The following is a 17,087-nucleotide window of genomic DNA, read 5'->3' as shown; positions in this document are numbered from 1 at the left end:
TGGCGGTTCAGGATCGGTGTCTGGTCAGCGGGGGTTCCCTGTTTGAAAAAGCCGGCGCGCCCACTTCGCCGCTCAGCAGTCCTCGCTGTCGCCGCTGCGATGGCGCTGACGCCGGCGGCAAAGGCCTCGGACTTCTCCGAGCCGTGGAAGGACGCCGACCGGGCGCTGGTCATCGACGCCTATGAATACAATCCCATCGACTGGGGCCAGCTTGCCACCGACAAGCGGATCGTGGGCTTCATCAACAAGGCGTCCGATGGGATGCCGCCACCCTATTTCTGTTTCGGCGACGAGACCGAGGCACGGCTCTGCAAGACGCTGTGGAGGCGCTATGCGGTGGCGCGTGAGTTGTTCCAGACGCGCAAGGTGGTGGCCAAGGCGCTCGGCCTCAAATGGGGCGCCTATCACCTTGCCCGGCCCGGCAATCCGGTCGGACAGGCCAATAATTTCATCGATTTCGCCCAACCCGACCCTGACGACCTGCTTGCCCTCGACATCGAGGATGACGATCCCACGCAATGGATGTCGCTCGAGGATGCTGAGGAATTCGTGCGCCAGGTGCATCGGCGGATCGGCCGCTTCCCGGTGCTCTACACCAACGGCAGCACCGCCGGGCACATTGCCGACAACAGATATAAATACCGGCTGCTGTCGCGGCTGCCGCTCTGGTATGCGCGCTACAAGCCTGACATCGGGGTGCACTTTCCGATGGGCAACTGGCAAGGCTACGCGCTGTGGCAGTTTTCGGCGAAAGCGAATTGCGGCCGCTTTCGCTGCCCCTACCGGGTCGCCGGCACGCCCACAGACATCGACGTCAATGTCGCGCCGGCGGATGCCGCGACACTGCGCGCGCAATGGCCTTTTGGTGGCCTGATCGACATGCAGTTGGACTACCTCGCCTCGATACCGCTGCCGCTTTCGCGCGAAGCCGCACTCGCCGGCAATGTCACCATCACCTACGCCACCGTGGCGACGCCACCGACTTTCAACGAGATGGTTGCGGTGTTCAGCGCGCGTTGGGCCAAATTCCGCAACGGTTTTCAGATGCCTGCGGTGACGGCGGCGCCGCGCCTGCCGCGCGGGATTGCCGAATATGTGACCTGGACGCGGAAAGAAAAGCGCGCCGCATCAGCCTTTGAGGCCGCGCCTGTCACAAGCGATACGGTCAGTACCGCCTCGACCGAGTCCGATCGCGGTCTGCGCTAGAATTCTTGTTTTTATGCATGTCGTTATCGCAAAACCGCTGCACACTTTGCGCGACATGCATTGAAGCGCCCACCTGATCACCGGCGGCTCCCCATGCTGGCATACATGCCGGTGGTGCGGAACTGGCTGGGCGTAATGCCGTAGCAGCGGCGAAAGACCTTGGAAAAGTAATTCGCATCCTCGAAGCCGCACATGATGGCGACTTCCTTCACTGGCAGGAAATCCGCCTTTGTCAGCAACTTCGCCGCGCGCTGCAAACGCTGCTGCAACACAAACTCTGCCGGCGGGATGCCTTCGCTGTCGGCGAAACAGCGCGAGAAATGGGCGCGGCTGAGACCGCTGATCTGGACGAGCTCGGCCACCGGCAAGGCCTTATCGAGATTGGCGTTGATGTGGTCGATGACCGGCTGCATGGCGCTCTGTTTTTCGGCAAAGGCATGTGAGCCGAAAACATCATCGTAGAGCGCCATCGCCGCCTCATAAGCGACAGCGGAAGCAGCACCCGGCGAGGCGGCCCCCTTGATAAGACGCAGGCTGCAATCGGCTAGATGATCGATGGTCGCCGGCTGCAGCCGAAACACCGGACCGGAGACGCCGAGGATCGATTTGTGGATGCGCAGCGCCTCCTCGCCGTTCATCGAGATCCAGAAATATTCCCAGCGCTCGTCCTTGGCCAGCCAGTAGCGGTGGTTGTGCGGCACCAGCACCAGCAGCGTGTCGTTCTTCTGCAGGCGGTAGTTGCGGTTCTCGTAGCGCAACTGGCCGGTTCCGCTGATCGTGTGCTGCAGCACGGTGAACGGCGTCTGGCCGCGCCTTCGCCCGTCCCAGTCGTAGGTTTCGTCCTCACGCACTTCGTAGCCCGTGCTTGTCGGCATGGCATGCAGGCGCTGGCGGCCGCGCGGCAGCGAGATCGTCCGCATCGATGGTCCGTTGGTGATCAGATCCTGCAGCACAAAATTACCCCTGAAAGCACAATCCTTCTCTGTTCGCGCTTGTGAATAAGCGCATAATCCCTCCCCAGAGAACGCGAAAGACCCGCGGTCGAGGAGCGGGCGGGGAGGAAAAGAAGCCGGATTCCGGCTTGAATGGCATGCGCGCCGTGGCGCGTGGCCTTGTCCTCCCTTGTTGCTCCTTGCCTAGCATTCGATTGGATCGAGGTGAAGGTGATGAGTTTCAAAATCGCTATTATCGGCGCCGGCAGCGTCGGATTCACCAAAAAACTGTTCACCGACATTTTGTGCGTGCCGGAGTTTAGGGATATTGAATTCGCGCTGACCGACGTCAGCGAGCATAATCTGCAGATGATCAAGGCGATCCTCGACAGGATCGTCGAGGCGAACAAATTGCCGGCAAAAGTGACGGCGACCACCGACCGCCGCCAGGCGATCGAGGGCGCGCGCTACATCATCAGCTGTGTCAGGGTCGGCGGCCTCGAAGCCTATGCCGACGACATCCGCATTCCCCTGAAATACGGCATCGACCAATGCGTCGGCGACACGATCTGCGCCGGCGGCATTCTCTATGGCCAACGCAACATCCCGGTGATCCTGGATTTCTGCAGGGACATAAGAGAGGTCGCCGAGACGAACGCGAAATTCCTCAACTATGCCAACCCGATGGCGATGAACACCTGGGCGGCGATCGAGTATGGCAAGGTCGACACGGTCGGGCTGTGCCACGGCGTCCAGCATGGCGCGGAACAGATCGCCGAGGTGCTGGGCGCCAAATCACCTAGGGAACTCGACTATGTCTGTTCCGGCATCAATCATCAGACCTGGTTCATCGATCTGCGCCTGAACGGCCGTCGCATCGGCAAGGACGAACTGATTGCCGCCTTCGAGGCGCACCCGGTCTATTCCAGGCAGGAGAAGCTGCGCATCGACGTGCTGAAGCGCTTCGGCGTCTATTCGACCGAAAGCAACGGCCACCTTTCCGAGTACCTGCCCTGGTACCGCAAGCGGCCGGACGAAATCACGCGCTGGATCGACATGTCCGACTGGATCCATGGCGAGACCGGCGGCTATCTCCGCTATTCGACCGAGACCCGCAACTGGTTCGAGACGGAATATCCGCAATTCCTCGAAGCGGCGTCAAAGCCGATCGACGCGTCCAAGCGCTCCAACGAACATGCCAGCCACATACTGGAAGCGCTGGAGACCAACCGCGTCTATCGCGGCCATTTCAACGTCAGGAACAAGAGGGTGATCACCAATCTGCCGCAGGACGCCATTATCGAGTCGCCCGGCTTCGTCGACCGTTTCGGCATCAACATGGCCGCCGGCATCACGCTGCCGGAAGCCTGCGCCGCCACCTGTATATCTTCGATCAATGTCCAGCGCATGTCGGTTCATGCCGCGATTTCAGGCGATATCGATCTCTTGAAGCTTGCCGTGCTGCATGACCCGCTGGTTGGTGCGGTTTCGACGCCGGAAGAGGTCTGGCAGATGGTGGATGAGATGGTTGTCGCCCAGGCCGGCTGGCTGCCGCAATATGCCCATGCGGTTCCGGCCGCCAGGGAGCGGCTTTCGAAATCAGAGGTAAAGACCCGCGAATGGGCCGGCGCGGCACGGCGCAATGTTCGCTCGATCGAGGAATTGCGCGCCGAGAAGGCCGCGCTGAAGCAGGCCGGCTGACACCTCAGGCGCGGAACGATCCACGAGGAGGCCCGCCGCGATGCACCGTCCTGCTTCAAGGAGACGCGGAGCAGCAGCAAAGACTTCGAAACATTTGGGAGGAGACCATGAGAAATTTACGCAACATAGGCATTGCGGCCGGACTGGCGCTGAGCGTCTCCGTGCCGGCACTCAACGCACTCGCTTCCGAACCGACGGTCCCGCCGGAGCCGGCAACGTTCCCGGCCGAGGGCAAGATCAATTACGTGGCGCGCGACTCCATCCTGGAGTTCAAGGCGCTGCCGCAATATCACGAGCCGGACTGGGTCACCGAGAAATACGTCAAGACCGGCAAGCTGCCGCCGGTGAAGGACAGGTTGCCGAAGGAGCCGCTGGTCTTCAAGACGGGCAACATGCCTGACGGCATCGGCGTCTACGGTGACACGATGCGCCACGTCATCGGCGGCCGGCCGGAGGGCTGGAACTACGGCGCCGGCCAGACGCAAGGCTGGGGCGGTATCGACATCGGCCTTTCCGAATGCCTGACGCGTACGGCGCCGTTGTTCCAGGTCGAGGCCAAGGACACCGAGCCGCTGCCCAACCTCGCCAGGAGCTGGGACTGGTCGGCGGACGGCCACAAGCTGACCATGCATCTGGTCGAAGGCGCAAAATGGTCGGATGGCGTGCCGTTCAACGCCGACGATGTCATGTTCTACTGGGACAACGAGGTGGTCGACCCGAGCGTCTCGCCGCTCAACGGTGCGACGCAGGAGACTTTTGGCGTCGGCACGACGCTGAAGAAGATCGACGACTACACCGTCGAGTGGACGTTCAAGGATGCGTTTCCGCGGCAGTATCTCTATGCGATGGCCTACGGCACCTTCTGCCCAGGCCCCTCGCATATATTGAAGCCGCAGCATCCGAAATATTCGAAGAACACCTACGACCAGTTCAAGAACGCCTTCCCGCCTGATTTCATGAACATGCCGGTGATGGGTGCCTGGGTGCCGGTCGAATACCGGCCAGACGACATCATCGTCTTGCGCCGCAATCCCTATTATTGGAAGGTCGACGAGAAGGGCAACCAGCTGCCCTATCTCAACGAGTTGCAGTACAAGCTCTCGACCTGGGCCGACCGCGACGTCCAGGCGGTCGCCGGCTCCGCCGACTTTTCCAACCTGGAGCAGCCAGAAAACTTCGTCGCTTCGCTGAAGCGCGCGGCTGACCCGAACGCTCCGGCGCGCCTTGCCTTCGGGCCGCGCCTCATCGGCTACAATCTGCGCATGAACTTTTCCGCCAATGGCTGGGGCAATCCGGACGAGCGCGGACAGGCGCTGCGCGAACTAAACCGCAACGAGGACTTCCGCAAGGCCATCACCATGGCGCTCGACCGCAAGGCGCTGGGCGATTCCCTGGTCAAGGGACCGTTCACCGCCATCTATCCCGGCGGCTTTTCGTCGGGCACAAGCTTCTACGACCGCAAATCGACCGTCTACTATCCCTTCGACCTCGAAGGCGCCACGGCCGAGCTTGCCAAAGCCGGTCTCAAGGACACGGATGGCGACGGTTTCGTCAATTTCCCGGCCGGTACCGCCGGCGGCAAGAACGTCGAGATCGTGATGCTGGTCAACAACGACTACGGCACGGACAAGAGCCTCGCCGAAGGCGTCGTCGCGCAAATGGAGAAGCTGGGCTTAAGGGTCGTGCTCAACGGGCTCAATGGCACCCAGCGCGACCTCACGCAATATTCCGGCCGCTTCGATTGGCTGATCCGGCGCAACGAGACTGAGCTGACCTCCGTGGTGCAGAACACCGAGCAGCTCGCTCCCGTCGGTCCGAAGACCAGCTGGAACCATCGCGCGCCGGAAAGCGGCGAAGTCGACCTGATGCCGTTCGAGAAGGATCTCGTCGACATCGTCAACAAATTCGTTACGACGCAGGACAACGACCAGCGTGCCGACCTAATGAAGAAGTTCCAGAAGATCTCGACCGAGCACGTCTATAATGTCGGCCTGACGGAATATCCCGGCGCGCTGATTATCAACAAGCGCTTCTCGAACATTCCGCAGGGCACGCCGATCTTCATGTTCAACTGGGCCGAGGATTCGATCGTCCGCGAACGGATCTTTGTGACGGCCGACAAACAGGCCAAATATGAGCTCTTCCCGGAAGAGCTTCCCGGTAAACCCGGAGACAAGGGTCCAATGTAAGGTTACCTCCCCTGACCAAGAGAGACCCGGCCGCGCCGCGGCGCGGCCGGGACAAAACCAAACCTCCGAACGCCCCTCAACGGGAGCGACCGGCGAGACAAGGAAGCAGACCGGCCGATGTTGCGATTCCTGCTCACGCGCATAGCGTCGGCGATCCCGGTCCTCGCCATTTTGAGCCTGGTCACCTTCGCCATCATCCAGGCGCCACCGGGCGATTACGCCGACTATATCCGCTCGCAGCTGATCAATCAGGGCGGAGCCTCATTCGCCGAGGCCGACGCGCAGGCCAAGGCCTATCGGATAGAGCATGGTCTCGATAAGCCGCTTCCCGTCCAGTATCTCAACTGGATCGGCGGCATCATCACCCGCGGCGATTTCGGCTACAGCCTCTATTACAACAAGCCGGTGGCCGATGTGGTGGGAGAGCGTCTGCCGCGCACGCTGCTTCTGGCGCTGGTTTGCCATCTGCTCGCCTCGGTCCTCGGCATCACCTTCGGCATATGGGCGGCGACCCGGCAATATTCCTGGATCGACTCGACGCTGTCGGCCATTTCCTTCCTCGGTATGACGGTGCCGCGCTTCCTGATGGCGCTGATCATCGTTTACCTCCTGGTCTTCCAGTTCAACGTCTCGGAGATCGGCTCTTTCTTCTCGCCGCAATATGGCGGTGCGCCATGGTCGTGGGCCAAGTTCGTCGACCTGGTCAAGCATGTCTGGCCGGTCGTGGCGATCGCGACCTTTGGCGGGCTCGCCTACAATATGCGCGTCATGCGCGGCAATCTGCTCGACACGCTGAACGCGCAATATGTCGAAACGGCGAAGGCCAAGGGCCTGACCGGCAGCGCCGTCGTCATGCGCCACGCCGTGCCCAACGCGCTGCACCCGCTGGTCATGTATCAGGGCGTGGTGCTGCCCTATATGCTCACCGGCGAGATCGAGACGGCGATCATCTTCGCGTTGCCGACCGTCGGCCCGGCCATCGTCGGCTCGATGGCGGTCGGCGACGTCAATGTCACCGCCACCTTCATGATGGTGCTGTCGGCGACGCTGATCGTCGGCAACATCATCGCCGATATGCTGCTCGTGCTGCTCGATCCGCGCGTGCGCCAGTTCGGGGAGAAGTAGATGCTGGCCCGCGACACACCGCTGCCGCCGCTGCCGGTCGAGGGAACCGTGACCAAGCCACAGCGCGGTAATGAGCGCTACATCGCGCTTGTCTGGCGCCGGCTGAAGCGCTCGTGGACCGGCATGGCCGGGCTTTGCCTGGTCGTGCTCCTGCTGGTGATGACGGTGTTCGCCGAGTTCCTGGCACCGATGGACCCGAAGGCGACCGATGTCGGCTTCGCGCCGCCGCAAATGCCGAGCTTTCACGACAGGGACGGCAATTTCGTCGCGCGGCCGAGGGTCTACGCGCTGGCCGACTCCGCCGATCTCGATCCGGTCACTTTCCAGCCCATTGTCGGCGCCGACTACGACCATCCGCGGCTGCTTGGATTCTTCGTCGAGGGTGCGCCCTACAAGCTGCTCGGGCTCATTCCGGCGAACCGGCATTTGTTCGGCTCGTTGGACGGCGAGCCGGTGCATTTCCTCGGCACCGACAAGTTCGGCCGCGACGTGCTGTCGCGCGCCATCCAGGGCTCGCGCGTCTCGCTGATGATCGCGCTGACGGTCGTCTTCATCATCACCGTCATCGGCACCACCGTCGGCATGGTCTCCGGCTATTTCGGCGGCAGGTTCGATGTCTGGATGCAGCGCTTCGTCGAACTGGTGCTCGCCTTCCCGCAACTGCCGCTCTATCTGGCGCTGACGACACTGATCCCGGTCACCGCGCCGACCAACGTCTTCCTTGCCTTCGTCATTATCGTCATGTCGGCGCTGGGCTGGGCGCAGATGTCGCGCGAGGTGCGCGGCAAGACGCTGGCGCTGGCGCAGATCGAGTATGTGCGCGCTGCCATGGCGGTCGGCGCCACTGATCGGCGCATCATCATGCAGCACATCTTCCCCAATGTGATGAGCCATGTGATCGTCGCCGTGACGCTGGCGATCCCGACGGTGGTGCTCTTGGAATCCTTCCTCGGTTTCCTCGGCTTCGCCGTCAAGCCGCCGCTGATCTCGTGGGGCCTCATGCTGCAGGACACCGCGACCTATTCGGTCATCGGCACCTATCCCTGGATCCTGTCACCGGTCGGTTTCGTGCTCGTCACCGTCTTTGCCTTCAACGCACTCGGCGACGGTCTGCGCGATGCCGTCGACCCCTATTGAGGTGGCAGAGATGACCGTTGTACTTGCCGAACCTTTCGCACCAGCCGTCCGCTGCGACCATGACGGGCGCCAGGATCAACCCGTCATCGACGCCCGCAATATCGAGGTCGCCTTCAAGGTCGAGCACGGCGTCGTCGAAGCGGTCAAGGACGTCTCGTTCCAGCTCTATCGCGGGGAGACGATTGCCATCGTCGGCGAATCCGGTTCCGGCAAATCGGTGACGGCACGCACCGTCATGGGGCTGCTGTCCCGGCGGGCCACGGTGTCGCCCAAGTCGAGCGTCGAATTCAATGGACAGAACATCCTGAAATTCCCCGAGAGCGCGCGGCGCAAGCTGCGCGGCAACCGTATCTCGATGATCTTCCAGGAGCCGATGAGCTCGCTCAACCCGATCTACACGGTCGGCAGCCAGATCGTCGAGGCGATCAGAGTGCACCGCAAGGTGAGCCGCAGGCAGGCCTGGGCGCGGGCGCTCGAACTTTTGCAGCATGTCCAGATTCCCGACCCCGTTGCGCGGCTCAAGCAATATCCGCACCAGCTCTCGGGCGGACAGCGCCAGCGGGTGATGATCGCCATGGCGTTGGCCAACGATCCCGATGTGTTGATCGCCGACGAGCCGACGACCGCGCTCGACGTCACGGTCCAGGCACAGATCCTGAACCTGATCCGCAATCTCCAGAAAGAGCTGCGCATGGCGGTGATCCTGATCACCCACGACCTCACCGTGGTGCGCCAATTCTCCGATTATGTCTATGTCATGCAGTATGGGGAAATGTGCGAGCACAACGTCACCGAACGGCTTTTTGCCGATCCGCAGCATCCCTATACGAGGCGGCTGCTTGCTTCCGAGCCCCGCGGGCGACCGAAACCGCTGCCCGAGGGCTGCGGCACCATTCTCGAGGCGAGCGGCGTGCGCGTCTGCTTCATGCTGCGCCATGGCAGCTTCCTCAAACCGGACTGGCGCGAACTGGTCGCCGTCGACGACCTCGACCTCAGCCTGCGCCGCCATGAGACGCTGGGACTGGTCGGCGAATCCGGCTCGGGCAAGACCACTTTCGGCCAGACCCTGCTGCGGTTGATCGACGCCAAACGCGGCGAGATCCGTTTCGACGGCAAGCCGATCCACGACCTGTCGCGGACCGAGATGCGGCCGCTGCGTTCGCGCATGCAGATCGTCTTCCAGGATCCGTTCTCGTCGCTCAATCCGCGCATGACGATCGGGCAGATCATCGAGGAAGGACTGATCGTCAACAAGATCGGGGCGACACGGCGCGAACGCATCGAGCGGGTGCGCGAGGCGCTGGTCAGCGCCGGCATGCCCGGCGACATCCTGTCGCGGTTTCCGCACGAATTCTCCGGCGGCCAGCGGCAGCGCATCGCGATCGCCCGCGCCATAGCGCTGGAGCCCGAATTCATCCTGCTCGACGAGCCGACATCGGCGCTCGACCTCTCCGTCCAGGCGCAGATCATCGACCTGCTGCGCAAGCTGCAGGACGAGCGCGGCCTGAGCTACCTCTTCATCTCGCACGACCTCAAGGTGGTGCGCGCGCTGTGCCATCGCGTCATCGTCATGCAGCACGGCAAGATCGTCGAACAGGGTCCCGTCGACGAGGTCCTCACCAATCCCAAGACCGCCTACACCGAACGGCTCGTCAGGGCCGCATTCGAGGTGGCCTGAACATATGCCGGAGGTTAGCGTGGCAAGAAATCCCAAGATCACTTTCATCGGCGCCGGCTCGACGGTGTTCATGAAGAACATCGTCGGCGACGTGCTGCAGCGCCCGTCGCTAGCGGGCGCGACCATCGCGCTGATGGATGTCAATCCGCAGCGGCTGGAAGAAAGCGCCGTCGTCGTCAACAAGCTGATCGCGACGCTCGGCGTGAAAGCCAAGGCCGAAACCTATTCCGACCAGCGCAAGGCGCTGGCGGGCGCCGATTTCGTCGTCGTCGCCTTCCAGATCGGCGGTTACGAACCGTGCACCGTCACCGACTTTGAAGTGCCGAAGAAATACGGCCTGCGCCAGACGATCGCCGACACGCTCGGCGTCGGCGGCATCATGCGGGGCCTGAGGACCGTGCCGCATCTGTGGAAGGTCTGCGAGGACATGCGCGCCGTCTGCCCGCAGGCGATCATGCTGCAATATGTCAACCCGATGGCGATCAACACCTGGGCGATATCAGAGAAATATCCTGACATCAGACAGGTCGGCCTCTGCCATTCGGTGCAGGGAACGGCGATGGAGCTGGCGCACGACCTCGACCTTCCCTACGAGGAGATCCGCTATCGCTCGGCCGGCATCAACCACATGGCCTTCTATTTGGAGTTCGAGCATCGCCAGCCGGACGGTTCCTACCGCGACCTCTATCCCGATCTCGTGCGCGCCTACCGCGAAGGCCGCGCGCCAAAGCCCGGCTGGAACCCGCGCTGCCCCAACAAGGTGCGCTACGAGATGCTGACGCGCCTGGGGTTCTTCGTCACCGAAAGCTCCGAGCATTTCGCCGAATACACGCCCTATTTCATCAAGGAGGGCCGCCCCGACCTGATCGAGAAATACGGCATCCCGCTCGACGAATATCCGAAACGCTGCATCGAACAGATCGAGCGCTGGAAGGGCCAGGCGGAGGCCTACCGCTCGGCGGAGCGGATCGAGGTCGAAGAGTCGAAAGAATATGCCTCCTCGATCATGAATTCGGTGTGGACCGGCGAGCCCTCGGTGATCTACGGCAACGTCCGCAACAATGGCTGCATCACCTCGCTGCCTCAGGATTGCGCGGCCGAGGTGCCGTGCCTCGTCGACGCCTCAGGCATCCAGCCGACCTATATCGGCGACCTGCCGCCGCAATTGACGGCGCTGATCCGCACCAACATCAATGTGCAGGAACTGACGGTCCGGGCGCTGGTGACGGAAAACCGCGAACACATCTACCATGCGGCGATGATGGACCCACACACCGCCGCCGAGCTCGACCTCGACCAGATATGGTCGCTGGTCGACGATCTGCTCGCCGCTCATGGCGACTGGCTGCCGGCCTGGGCAAGAACGGGCCGTAAGAATCAGGCGGCCTGATCGCCGGACAAGGATCAGGCGCCACTTTTCTCGCGCGCAACGGCCTGCCAGCCGATGTCGCGGCGGCAAAAACCTTGTGGCCAATCGACGCGGTCAAGGGTGGCATAGGCCTTCTTCTGCGCCTCGCCGACCGTCCCGCCAAGCGCCGTGATGTTGAGCACGCGGCCGCCATTGGCGACCAGCGCGCCGCCATTGATGGCGGTGCCGGCATGGAAGATCTCGACGCCATCGCTAGCCACCTCGTCGACGCCACGAATGACCGAGCCTTTTTCCGGCGTGCCGGGATAGCCTCTCGCCGCCATCACCACGGTGAGGGCCGCATCGTCGCGCCAGCGGATGGAGGTGTGCGCAAGCTGGCCGTCGACGGAAGCATTGAGCAGCACCAGCAGATCGTCCTTCAGCCGCATCATCAGCACCTGGCATTCAGGATCGCCGAAACGGGTGTTGTATTCGATCAGCTTCGGCCCTTTGTCCGATATCATCAGCCCGGCAAACAGAATGCCTGAAAACGGCGCGCCAAGTTCGGCCATGCCGCGCATGGTCGGCTCGATGATCTCGCGCATGGTGCGCTCCGTCATCTCCGGTGTCATCACCGGCGCTGGCGAATAGGCGCCCATGCCGCCAGTGTTCGGGCCGGTGTCGCCGTCACCGACGCGCTTGTGGTCCTGCGCGGTGCCGAATGGCAGCGCGGTGACGCCGTCGCACAGGCAGAAGAAGCTCGCCTCCTCGCCGGCGAGGAATTCCTCGACCACCACCTCCGCGCCGGCCTGCCCGAAGGAGCCATCGAAACAGGCGTCGAGCGCAGCCAGCGCTTCGGGCAGCGTCATGGCGACGGTAACGCCCTTGCCGGCCGCCAGTCCATCGGCCTTGATGACGATCGGCGCGCCCATTTTTTCGACATAGGCTTTCGCCGAGGCGAGGTCGGCGAAACGGCCGTAAGCAGCGGTCGGGATGTTGTACTTGGCGCAAAGGTCCTTGGTGAAGCCCTTCGAGCCTTCGAGCCGCGCCGCCCGCTTGGACGGGCCGAAGACGCGGATGCCCGCGGCGCGCAAATCATCGGCAATGCCGGCGACCAGCGGCCCTTCCGGACCGACGACGACAAGATCGATTTTTTTCTCCTGGCAGAAGGCGGCGACCGCGGCATGATCGGCAATGTCGAGCTTGACCAGCTCGGCGTCGCGGCCAATGCCCGGATTGCCGGGTGCGGCATAGAGCTTGGTCAAGAGCGGCGAGGCCGCGATCTTCCAGGCCAGGGCATGTTCGCGGCCACCAGAGCCGATCAACAAAACGCGCATGCCCATGTTCCTTCATTCCACAACAGGGACTGCGCTATTGCGCCTCGCACGACTGGTCAAGACATTTGGGCAGCATGAGCGCGGTTGCACACGGGAACGTCAGACATCAATCTTCGGTGAGCGCAGCGCGATCAGCTGCGAAAGACGACCGGGAACCAATCCTCGCGCAGTTTTTGTCCGGGCTTCATGTCGTGGCCTGGGTAAGGAGGAGAGGTGCGGCCGGGCCGCTCGACATAGCGCGCATCGTCGCCAACCCAGCGCAGCGACAGCGCGCGGCGCCGTGCCGCAGTCATGTTGCCGCGGGCGCCATGCGCGGTCCTGAAGTCGAACAGGATGGCGTCACCCGGTTCCATTTCCCATTCGAGAACCTTCAGCGAGGGATCCTTGTCGGGATCGGGCACCGGCAGATAGTCGCCCTCGGCGGCGTAGAAATTGCTGTCGTCGAGCCAGCGCACCGGCAGGATCATCCTGTCCCATTTGTGGGAGCCGGCGATGACGCGCAACGTGGCTTCCTTGACCGGATCGATCGGAATCCAGAAGCTCACGGTTTGCCGCCCGTCGACGAAGTAATAGGGGACGTCCTGATGCCATGGCGTCGGCTTCTGCGTGCCAGGTTCCTTGACCAGAACGTGATCGTGAAAGAACTGCGCGGTGCGCGACTGCATCACCGCCGCCGCCAGTTCGGCCGCGGGTGATTCTCGTACCACCTCGACAAATTCGGGAATGCGCTCCCAGTTGCAATAGTCGTCGAAGAAACTGCCGCGGCCATTGGCGATGTCGGATGCGGTGGCGCTGCGGTTCTGGATGTTGCGCTCGATGCCGGCGGCAATCGTATCGACCCAATCCTTGAAGGCGCCGCGGATGCAGACGGCGCCATCGCGCTGATAGTCTTCTATGGTTTCGGCGTCGATCTGATGCTGGGAAGCCATCGGGGTCTCCTACGGGATGGCCAACTATCGCAGCCGCTGGCCGGCAGGTAAACACCGACCACGACAGGATGGGCCGGCTTCCGTCCAGGATTTTCACGTCATGGCCATTCGGCCAAGCGCTTGACGGCCTTCGCCGCTGCTGCCACTTCAACGGGATGGAAAACATCCAATCGAAAGCAGCCCAGGGGCGCGTCGCCGATGCGCCGAGCGGCCATTGGGTCTATCGGGTGCTGCCACGCTGGATCTGGCCCTATGCGCAGCTTGCAAGGTGGGACCGGCCGATCGGCTGGCAGTTGCTGCTGTGGCCGTGCTGGTGGTCGGCGGCCCTTGCCGCAAGCGCCTATCCCCGCCCCTCGGACCCGCTGCTGACGCTGCTGCCGGCGCCATGGTATCTCCTGCTGTTCCTGGTCGGCGCCATCGCCATGCGAGGCGCCGGCTGCACCTACAACGACCTGGTCGACGAGAACATCGACAACCAGGTGGAACGCACGCGGTCGCGGCCGCTGCCGTCAGGAAAAGTCACACGCCGGCAGGCCTGGGCGTTCGTCGCCATTCAGGCATTGGTCGGTCTGGCGGTGCTCCTGCAGTTCAACGACTTCGCCATCCCGCTCGGCATCGTCTCGCTCGTCATCGTCGCCATCTACCCATTCATGAAGCGATTCACCAACTGGCCGCAACTGGTTCTCGGCCTTGCCTTTTCCTGGGGCGCGCTGATGGGCTGGGCGGTCGAATTCGGCGATCTCGATGGCCCTGCCGTCATGCTCTATATCGGCTCGATCCTGTGGGTGATCGGCTATGACACGATCTACGCGCATCAGGACAAGGAGGACGACGCCATCGTCGGCGTGCGCTCGACCGCGCGCCTGTTCGGCGAGAACACCAAGGCCTGGCTCGTGGGGCTTTATGGCGGCGCGCTGGTCTGCTTCGCCATCGCCTTCGCCTCGGCGCAGGCGCCGGTGCCGGCGCTGGCCGGGCTGATCGCCGCCGGCGCCCATATGGCGCGGCAGATAGCAAGGCTGGACATCGACGATCCGGACCAGTGCCTCAAACTGTTCCAGTCGAACAACCAGGTCGGCTGGCTGATTTTTCTCGGCCTGATCGGCGGCGCGGTGTGGGTGGCGCTGAAGCCGCTGGTTTAGGGCGTGTTGATATTCAGGTGATGCCGGCCTGCAAATGGCGGCTTCCTGCGCTTCCGGTGCTCACGTACGAAAAGTACGCTCCGCTCCGGTTCTCGGAAGCCACCATTTTCGACTCGGCCTGACCTGAATCTCAACACACCCTAAAGCGTCACGCTGCGCAATTTTGCGCGACCACATCACTCGTCGGGCGAGATGATTTCCTGGCCGCCGATGACCAGCCTGAGGCCGAGATCGCCGGCCCTGCGGCGGGCGAGGAAACGCGGGCGACGCGTGGTCGAGATGCGGCCCTTGCGGCGGTCCTGCGCCGGCAGCGTCTTGATGGCGGCGCCAAGCGATTCTTCCAGCGTGCGGGCAACGCCGTCGGCCTCGATCAAGAGCATCGGCAAGCGGTAGGCGTCGGCCCAGGCGCGCCAGTCGGCGGCGACATCGTCGAGATCGTCGGCCACCAGCAGCGGCACCGACAGCATCGGATCATTGTGCAGGAGTTCCAGGGTCACCGTGACATTGCCATCCGGATCCTCCATCGCGCGGGCGGCCACGCCGCGAAACGCGTTGGCGGGCAGAGCGATGATCGCCGGCACGCCGCTCATCTCCAGCGTGCGGCGAATGACGGCGCCACGCTGGTCGATGGTGAAGGTAACGTCGCCATAGTCGTCGCGGGTGGCGTAGCTTGCCACCTGCGGCAGGCGGAATGGGTCGAGGCGCATGTTGCACCCGGCCCAGACTGGCTTCAGTCCGGTGTTCATAGATTGCCTTTCCTGTCTCTCCTGAGAGCCGGCTTGCGGTTCTCTCCGGGCCGGTTTGTCCAGCCTCGTTGTGGAGAAACATTAGCGCGCGCTTCTTACCGCGGCGCTTAAGAAAGTCAGTTAAATTTTGCTGATCGCAGGGATGGTTATCGGAATGCCACCGGGCTCACGCCGACGAAAGGATCAGATAACCTTACCGGGGTTCATGATGCCGGCCGGGTCGAAAGCCGCCTTCACCCTGCGCATCAATTCGATGGCCATGGGCGGCGCCGTCGCGATCAATTCGTCGCGCTTCAACTGGCCGATGCCGTGCTCGGCCGAGATCGAGCCGTGAAAGCTGCGCACGACATCGTGCACGGCTTTGTTCATGGTGTGGTAGAGGCCGAGAAACGCCTCGTCATCGCCGTCGACCGGCCGGGAAATATTGTAGTGCAAATTGCCGTCGCCCATGTGGCCGAAGCAGACCACGCGCGCGCCTGGACTGACCGATTGCACGGCGCCGGCCGCCTTTTCGATGAATGACGGGATGGACGCCACCGGCACCGAGATGTCGTGCTTGATCGAGGCGCCCTCCGGCTTCTGCTGGTCGGGCAGCACCTCGCGGAAATTCCAGAAAGCGTCGCCCTGCGCTATGCTTGCCGCAATCACCGCATCACCGATGATCTCCTGCTCGAGACCTTCCGACAATACCTCCTCGATCAGCGCCCGCGCATCCTCGGCTGAACGGCCCGATGATATCTGCATCAGCACATACCACGGCCAATCCTCGGCCAGCGGCCGCACCACGCCCTGCGCATGCGCAAGTGTGAAATCGTGGGGCCTCTGGCCGATCAGTTCGAAGGCGGTGAGCGCGGCGCCGGCGCGGTCCATCGCCAGGCTAAACAGGGACAGTGCGGCCTCGGGCGAGGACATGCCGACGAAAGCCACCTCCCGCCCCTTCGGCTTCGGGAAAAGCTTGAGCACGGCGGCGGTGATGATACCGAGCGTACCCTCCGCGCCGACGAACAGGTTCTTCAGATCGTAGCCGGTGTTGTCCTTCTTCAACTTGCGCAGATCGTCGAACACCTCGCCGGTCGGCAGCACCACTTCGACGCCGAGACAGAGCTCACGCGCATTGCCATAGGCAAGCACGCCGGTGCCGCCGGCATTGGAGGAGAGATTACCGCCGATCTGGCAGGAGCCCTGCGCGGCGAGCGACAGCGGAAACAGCCGATCGGCGGCATCGGCCGCCTCCTGCAAGGTCTGCAGGATGACGCCGGCCTCGACGGTGACCGTGTTGGACAGCACATCGATCTCGCGGATGCGGTTCAGCCTGGACAGCGACAGCACGATCTCGCGGCCGGAAGCATCCGGCACCTGAGCGCCGACCAGCCCGGTATTGCCGCTTTGCGGCACGATCGGCGTGCCGGTCTCGCTCGCCAGCCGCATGATGCGGCTGACCTCGTCGACGCTGCCGGGCCTCAGCACCAGCGCCGTTCTGCCATGCCACAGGCCGCGCCGCTCGGTGAGGAAAGGCGCGATATCCTGCTGCTCGCGAAGCGCATATTTGTCGCCGACGATTGTCGCGAAGCGGTCGATGAGGGCGGCGCCGAGGTCTTGGGATACGTCGTTCATGGGTGG

Annotated in this window: 13 protein-coding genes; 8 read left to right on the top strand and 5 right to left on the bottom strand. The window is 63.1% G+C overall.

The window, feature by feature from the left end:
* The first annotated feature begins 99 nt into the window (after window positions 1-99).
* Window positions 100-1,206: a glycoside hydrolase family 25 protein gene (locus OHD62_RS29150; protein ID WP_263790691.1), complete on the top strand. Its 1,107-nt coding sequence runs from the start codon at window positions 100-102 to the stop codon at window positions 1,204-1,206.
* Between the two features lie 77 nt (window positions 1,207-1,283).
* On the opposite strand, the gene OHD62_RS29145 is transcribed toward OHD62_RS29150, so the two are convergent.
* Complete coding sequence (locus tag OHD62_RS29145; protein ID WP_263790296.1) at window positions 1,284-2,159, bottom strand: AraC family transcriptional regulator; 876 nt, start codon at window positions 2,157-2,159, stop codon at window positions 1,284-1,286.
* Window positions 2,160-2,372: 213 nt separating this feature from the next.
* Between OHD62_RS29145 and OHD62_RS29140 the strand changes: the two genes are divergently transcribed.
* From OHD62_RS29140 to OHD62_RS29115, 6 genes are all read left to right on the top strand, one after another.
* Entirely contained in the window at window positions 2,373-3,839 is a 1,467-nt protein-coding gene (locus tag OHD62_RS29140; RefSeq protein ID WP_263790295.1) for an alpha-glucosidase/alpha-galactosidase, read from the top strand.
* A 107-nt stretch (window positions 3,840-3,946) separates the two neighbouring features.
* Entirely contained in the window at window positions 3,947-6,028 is a 2,082-nt protein-coding gene (locus OHD62_RS29135) for an ABC transporter substrate-binding protein (protein WP_263790294.1), read from the top strand.
* 117 nt (window positions 6,029-6,145) lie between these two features.
* Complete coding sequence (locus OHD62_RS29130; RefSeq protein WP_263790293.1) at window positions 6,146-7,153, top strand: ABC transporter permease; 1,008 nt, start codon at window positions 6,146-6,148, stop codon at window positions 7,151-7,153.
* Window positions 7,154-8,290 carry an ABC transporter permease gene (locus OHD62_RS29125; RefSeq protein ID WP_263790291.1) on the top strand — a complete coding sequence of 379 codons (1,137 nt, stop codon included), beginning with the start codon at window positions 7,154-7,156 and terminating at the stop codon, window positions 8,288-8,290.
* Window positions 8,291-8,300: 10 nt separating this feature from the next.
* Window positions 8,301-9,968, top strand: coding sequence for an ABC transporter ATP-binding protein (locus tag OHD62_RS29120; RefSeq protein ID WP_263790289.1), 1,668 nt, complete (start codon window positions 8,301-8,303; stop codon window positions 9,966-9,968).
* Between the two features lie 19 nt (window positions 9,969-9,987).
* Window positions 9,988-11,358: an alpha-glucosidase/alpha-galactosidase gene (locus tag OHD62_RS29115; RefSeq protein WP_263790287.1), complete on the top strand. Its 1,371-nt coding sequence runs from the start codon at window positions 9,988-9,990 to the stop codon at window positions 11,356-11,358.
* 14 nt (window positions 11,359-11,372) lie between these two features.
* Here OHD62_RS29115 and purD read toward each other — a convergent pair whose 3' ends face one another.
* Window positions 11,373-12,653, bottom strand: coding sequence for a phosphoribosylamine--glycine ligase (gene purD / locus OHD62_RS29110; RefSeq protein ID WP_263790285.1), 1,281 nt, complete (start codon window positions 12,651-12,653; stop codon window positions 11,373-11,375).
* 131 nt (window positions 12,654-12,784) lie between these two features.
* Window positions 12,785-13,582 carry a phytanoyl-CoA dioxygenase family protein gene (locus OHD62_RS29105; protein ID WP_263790283.1) on the bottom strand — a complete coding sequence of 266 codons (798 nt, stop codon included), beginning with the start codon at window positions 13,580-13,582 and terminating at the stop codon, window positions 12,785-12,787.
* 155 nt (window positions 13,583-13,737) lie between these two features.
* On the opposite strand from OHD62_RS29105, the gene ubiA reads away from it, so the two are divergent.
* Window positions 13,738-14,721: a 4-hydroxybenzoate octaprenyltransferase gene (gene ubiA / locus OHD62_RS29100; protein WP_263790282.1), complete on the top strand. Its 984-nt coding sequence runs from the start codon at window positions 13,738-13,740 to the stop codon at window positions 14,719-14,721.
* A gap of 176 nt (window positions 14,722-14,897) precedes the next feature.
* On the opposite strand, the gene OHD62_RS29095 is transcribed toward ubiA, so the two are convergent.
* Together OHD62_RS29095 and OHD62_RS29090 are read right to left on the bottom strand one after the other, a co-directional pair.
* Window positions 14,898-15,467, bottom strand: a complete 570-nt coding sequence (locus OHD62_RS29095; protein ID WP_263790280.1) for a DUF6101 family protein — start codon at window positions 15,465-15,467, stop codon at window positions 14,898-14,900.
* 183 nt (window positions 15,468-15,650) lie between these two features.
* Window positions 15,651-17,081 (bottom strand): FAD-binding oxidoreductase, encoded by a 1,431-nt coding sequence (locus OHD62_RS29090; RefSeq protein WP_263790279.1) that lies wholly within the window; start codon window positions 17,079-17,081, stop codon window positions 15,651-15,653.
* Between the last annotated feature and the right edge of the window lie 6 nt (window positions 17,082-17,087).

The organism is Mesorhizobium sp. YC-39 (genome assembly GCF_025753795.1).
Taxonomy (GTDB): Bacteria; Pseudomonadota; Alphaproteobacteria; order Rhizobiales; family Rhizobiaceae; genus Mesorhizobium.
This window is presented reverse-complemented; position numbering and strand designations above follow the sequence as displayed.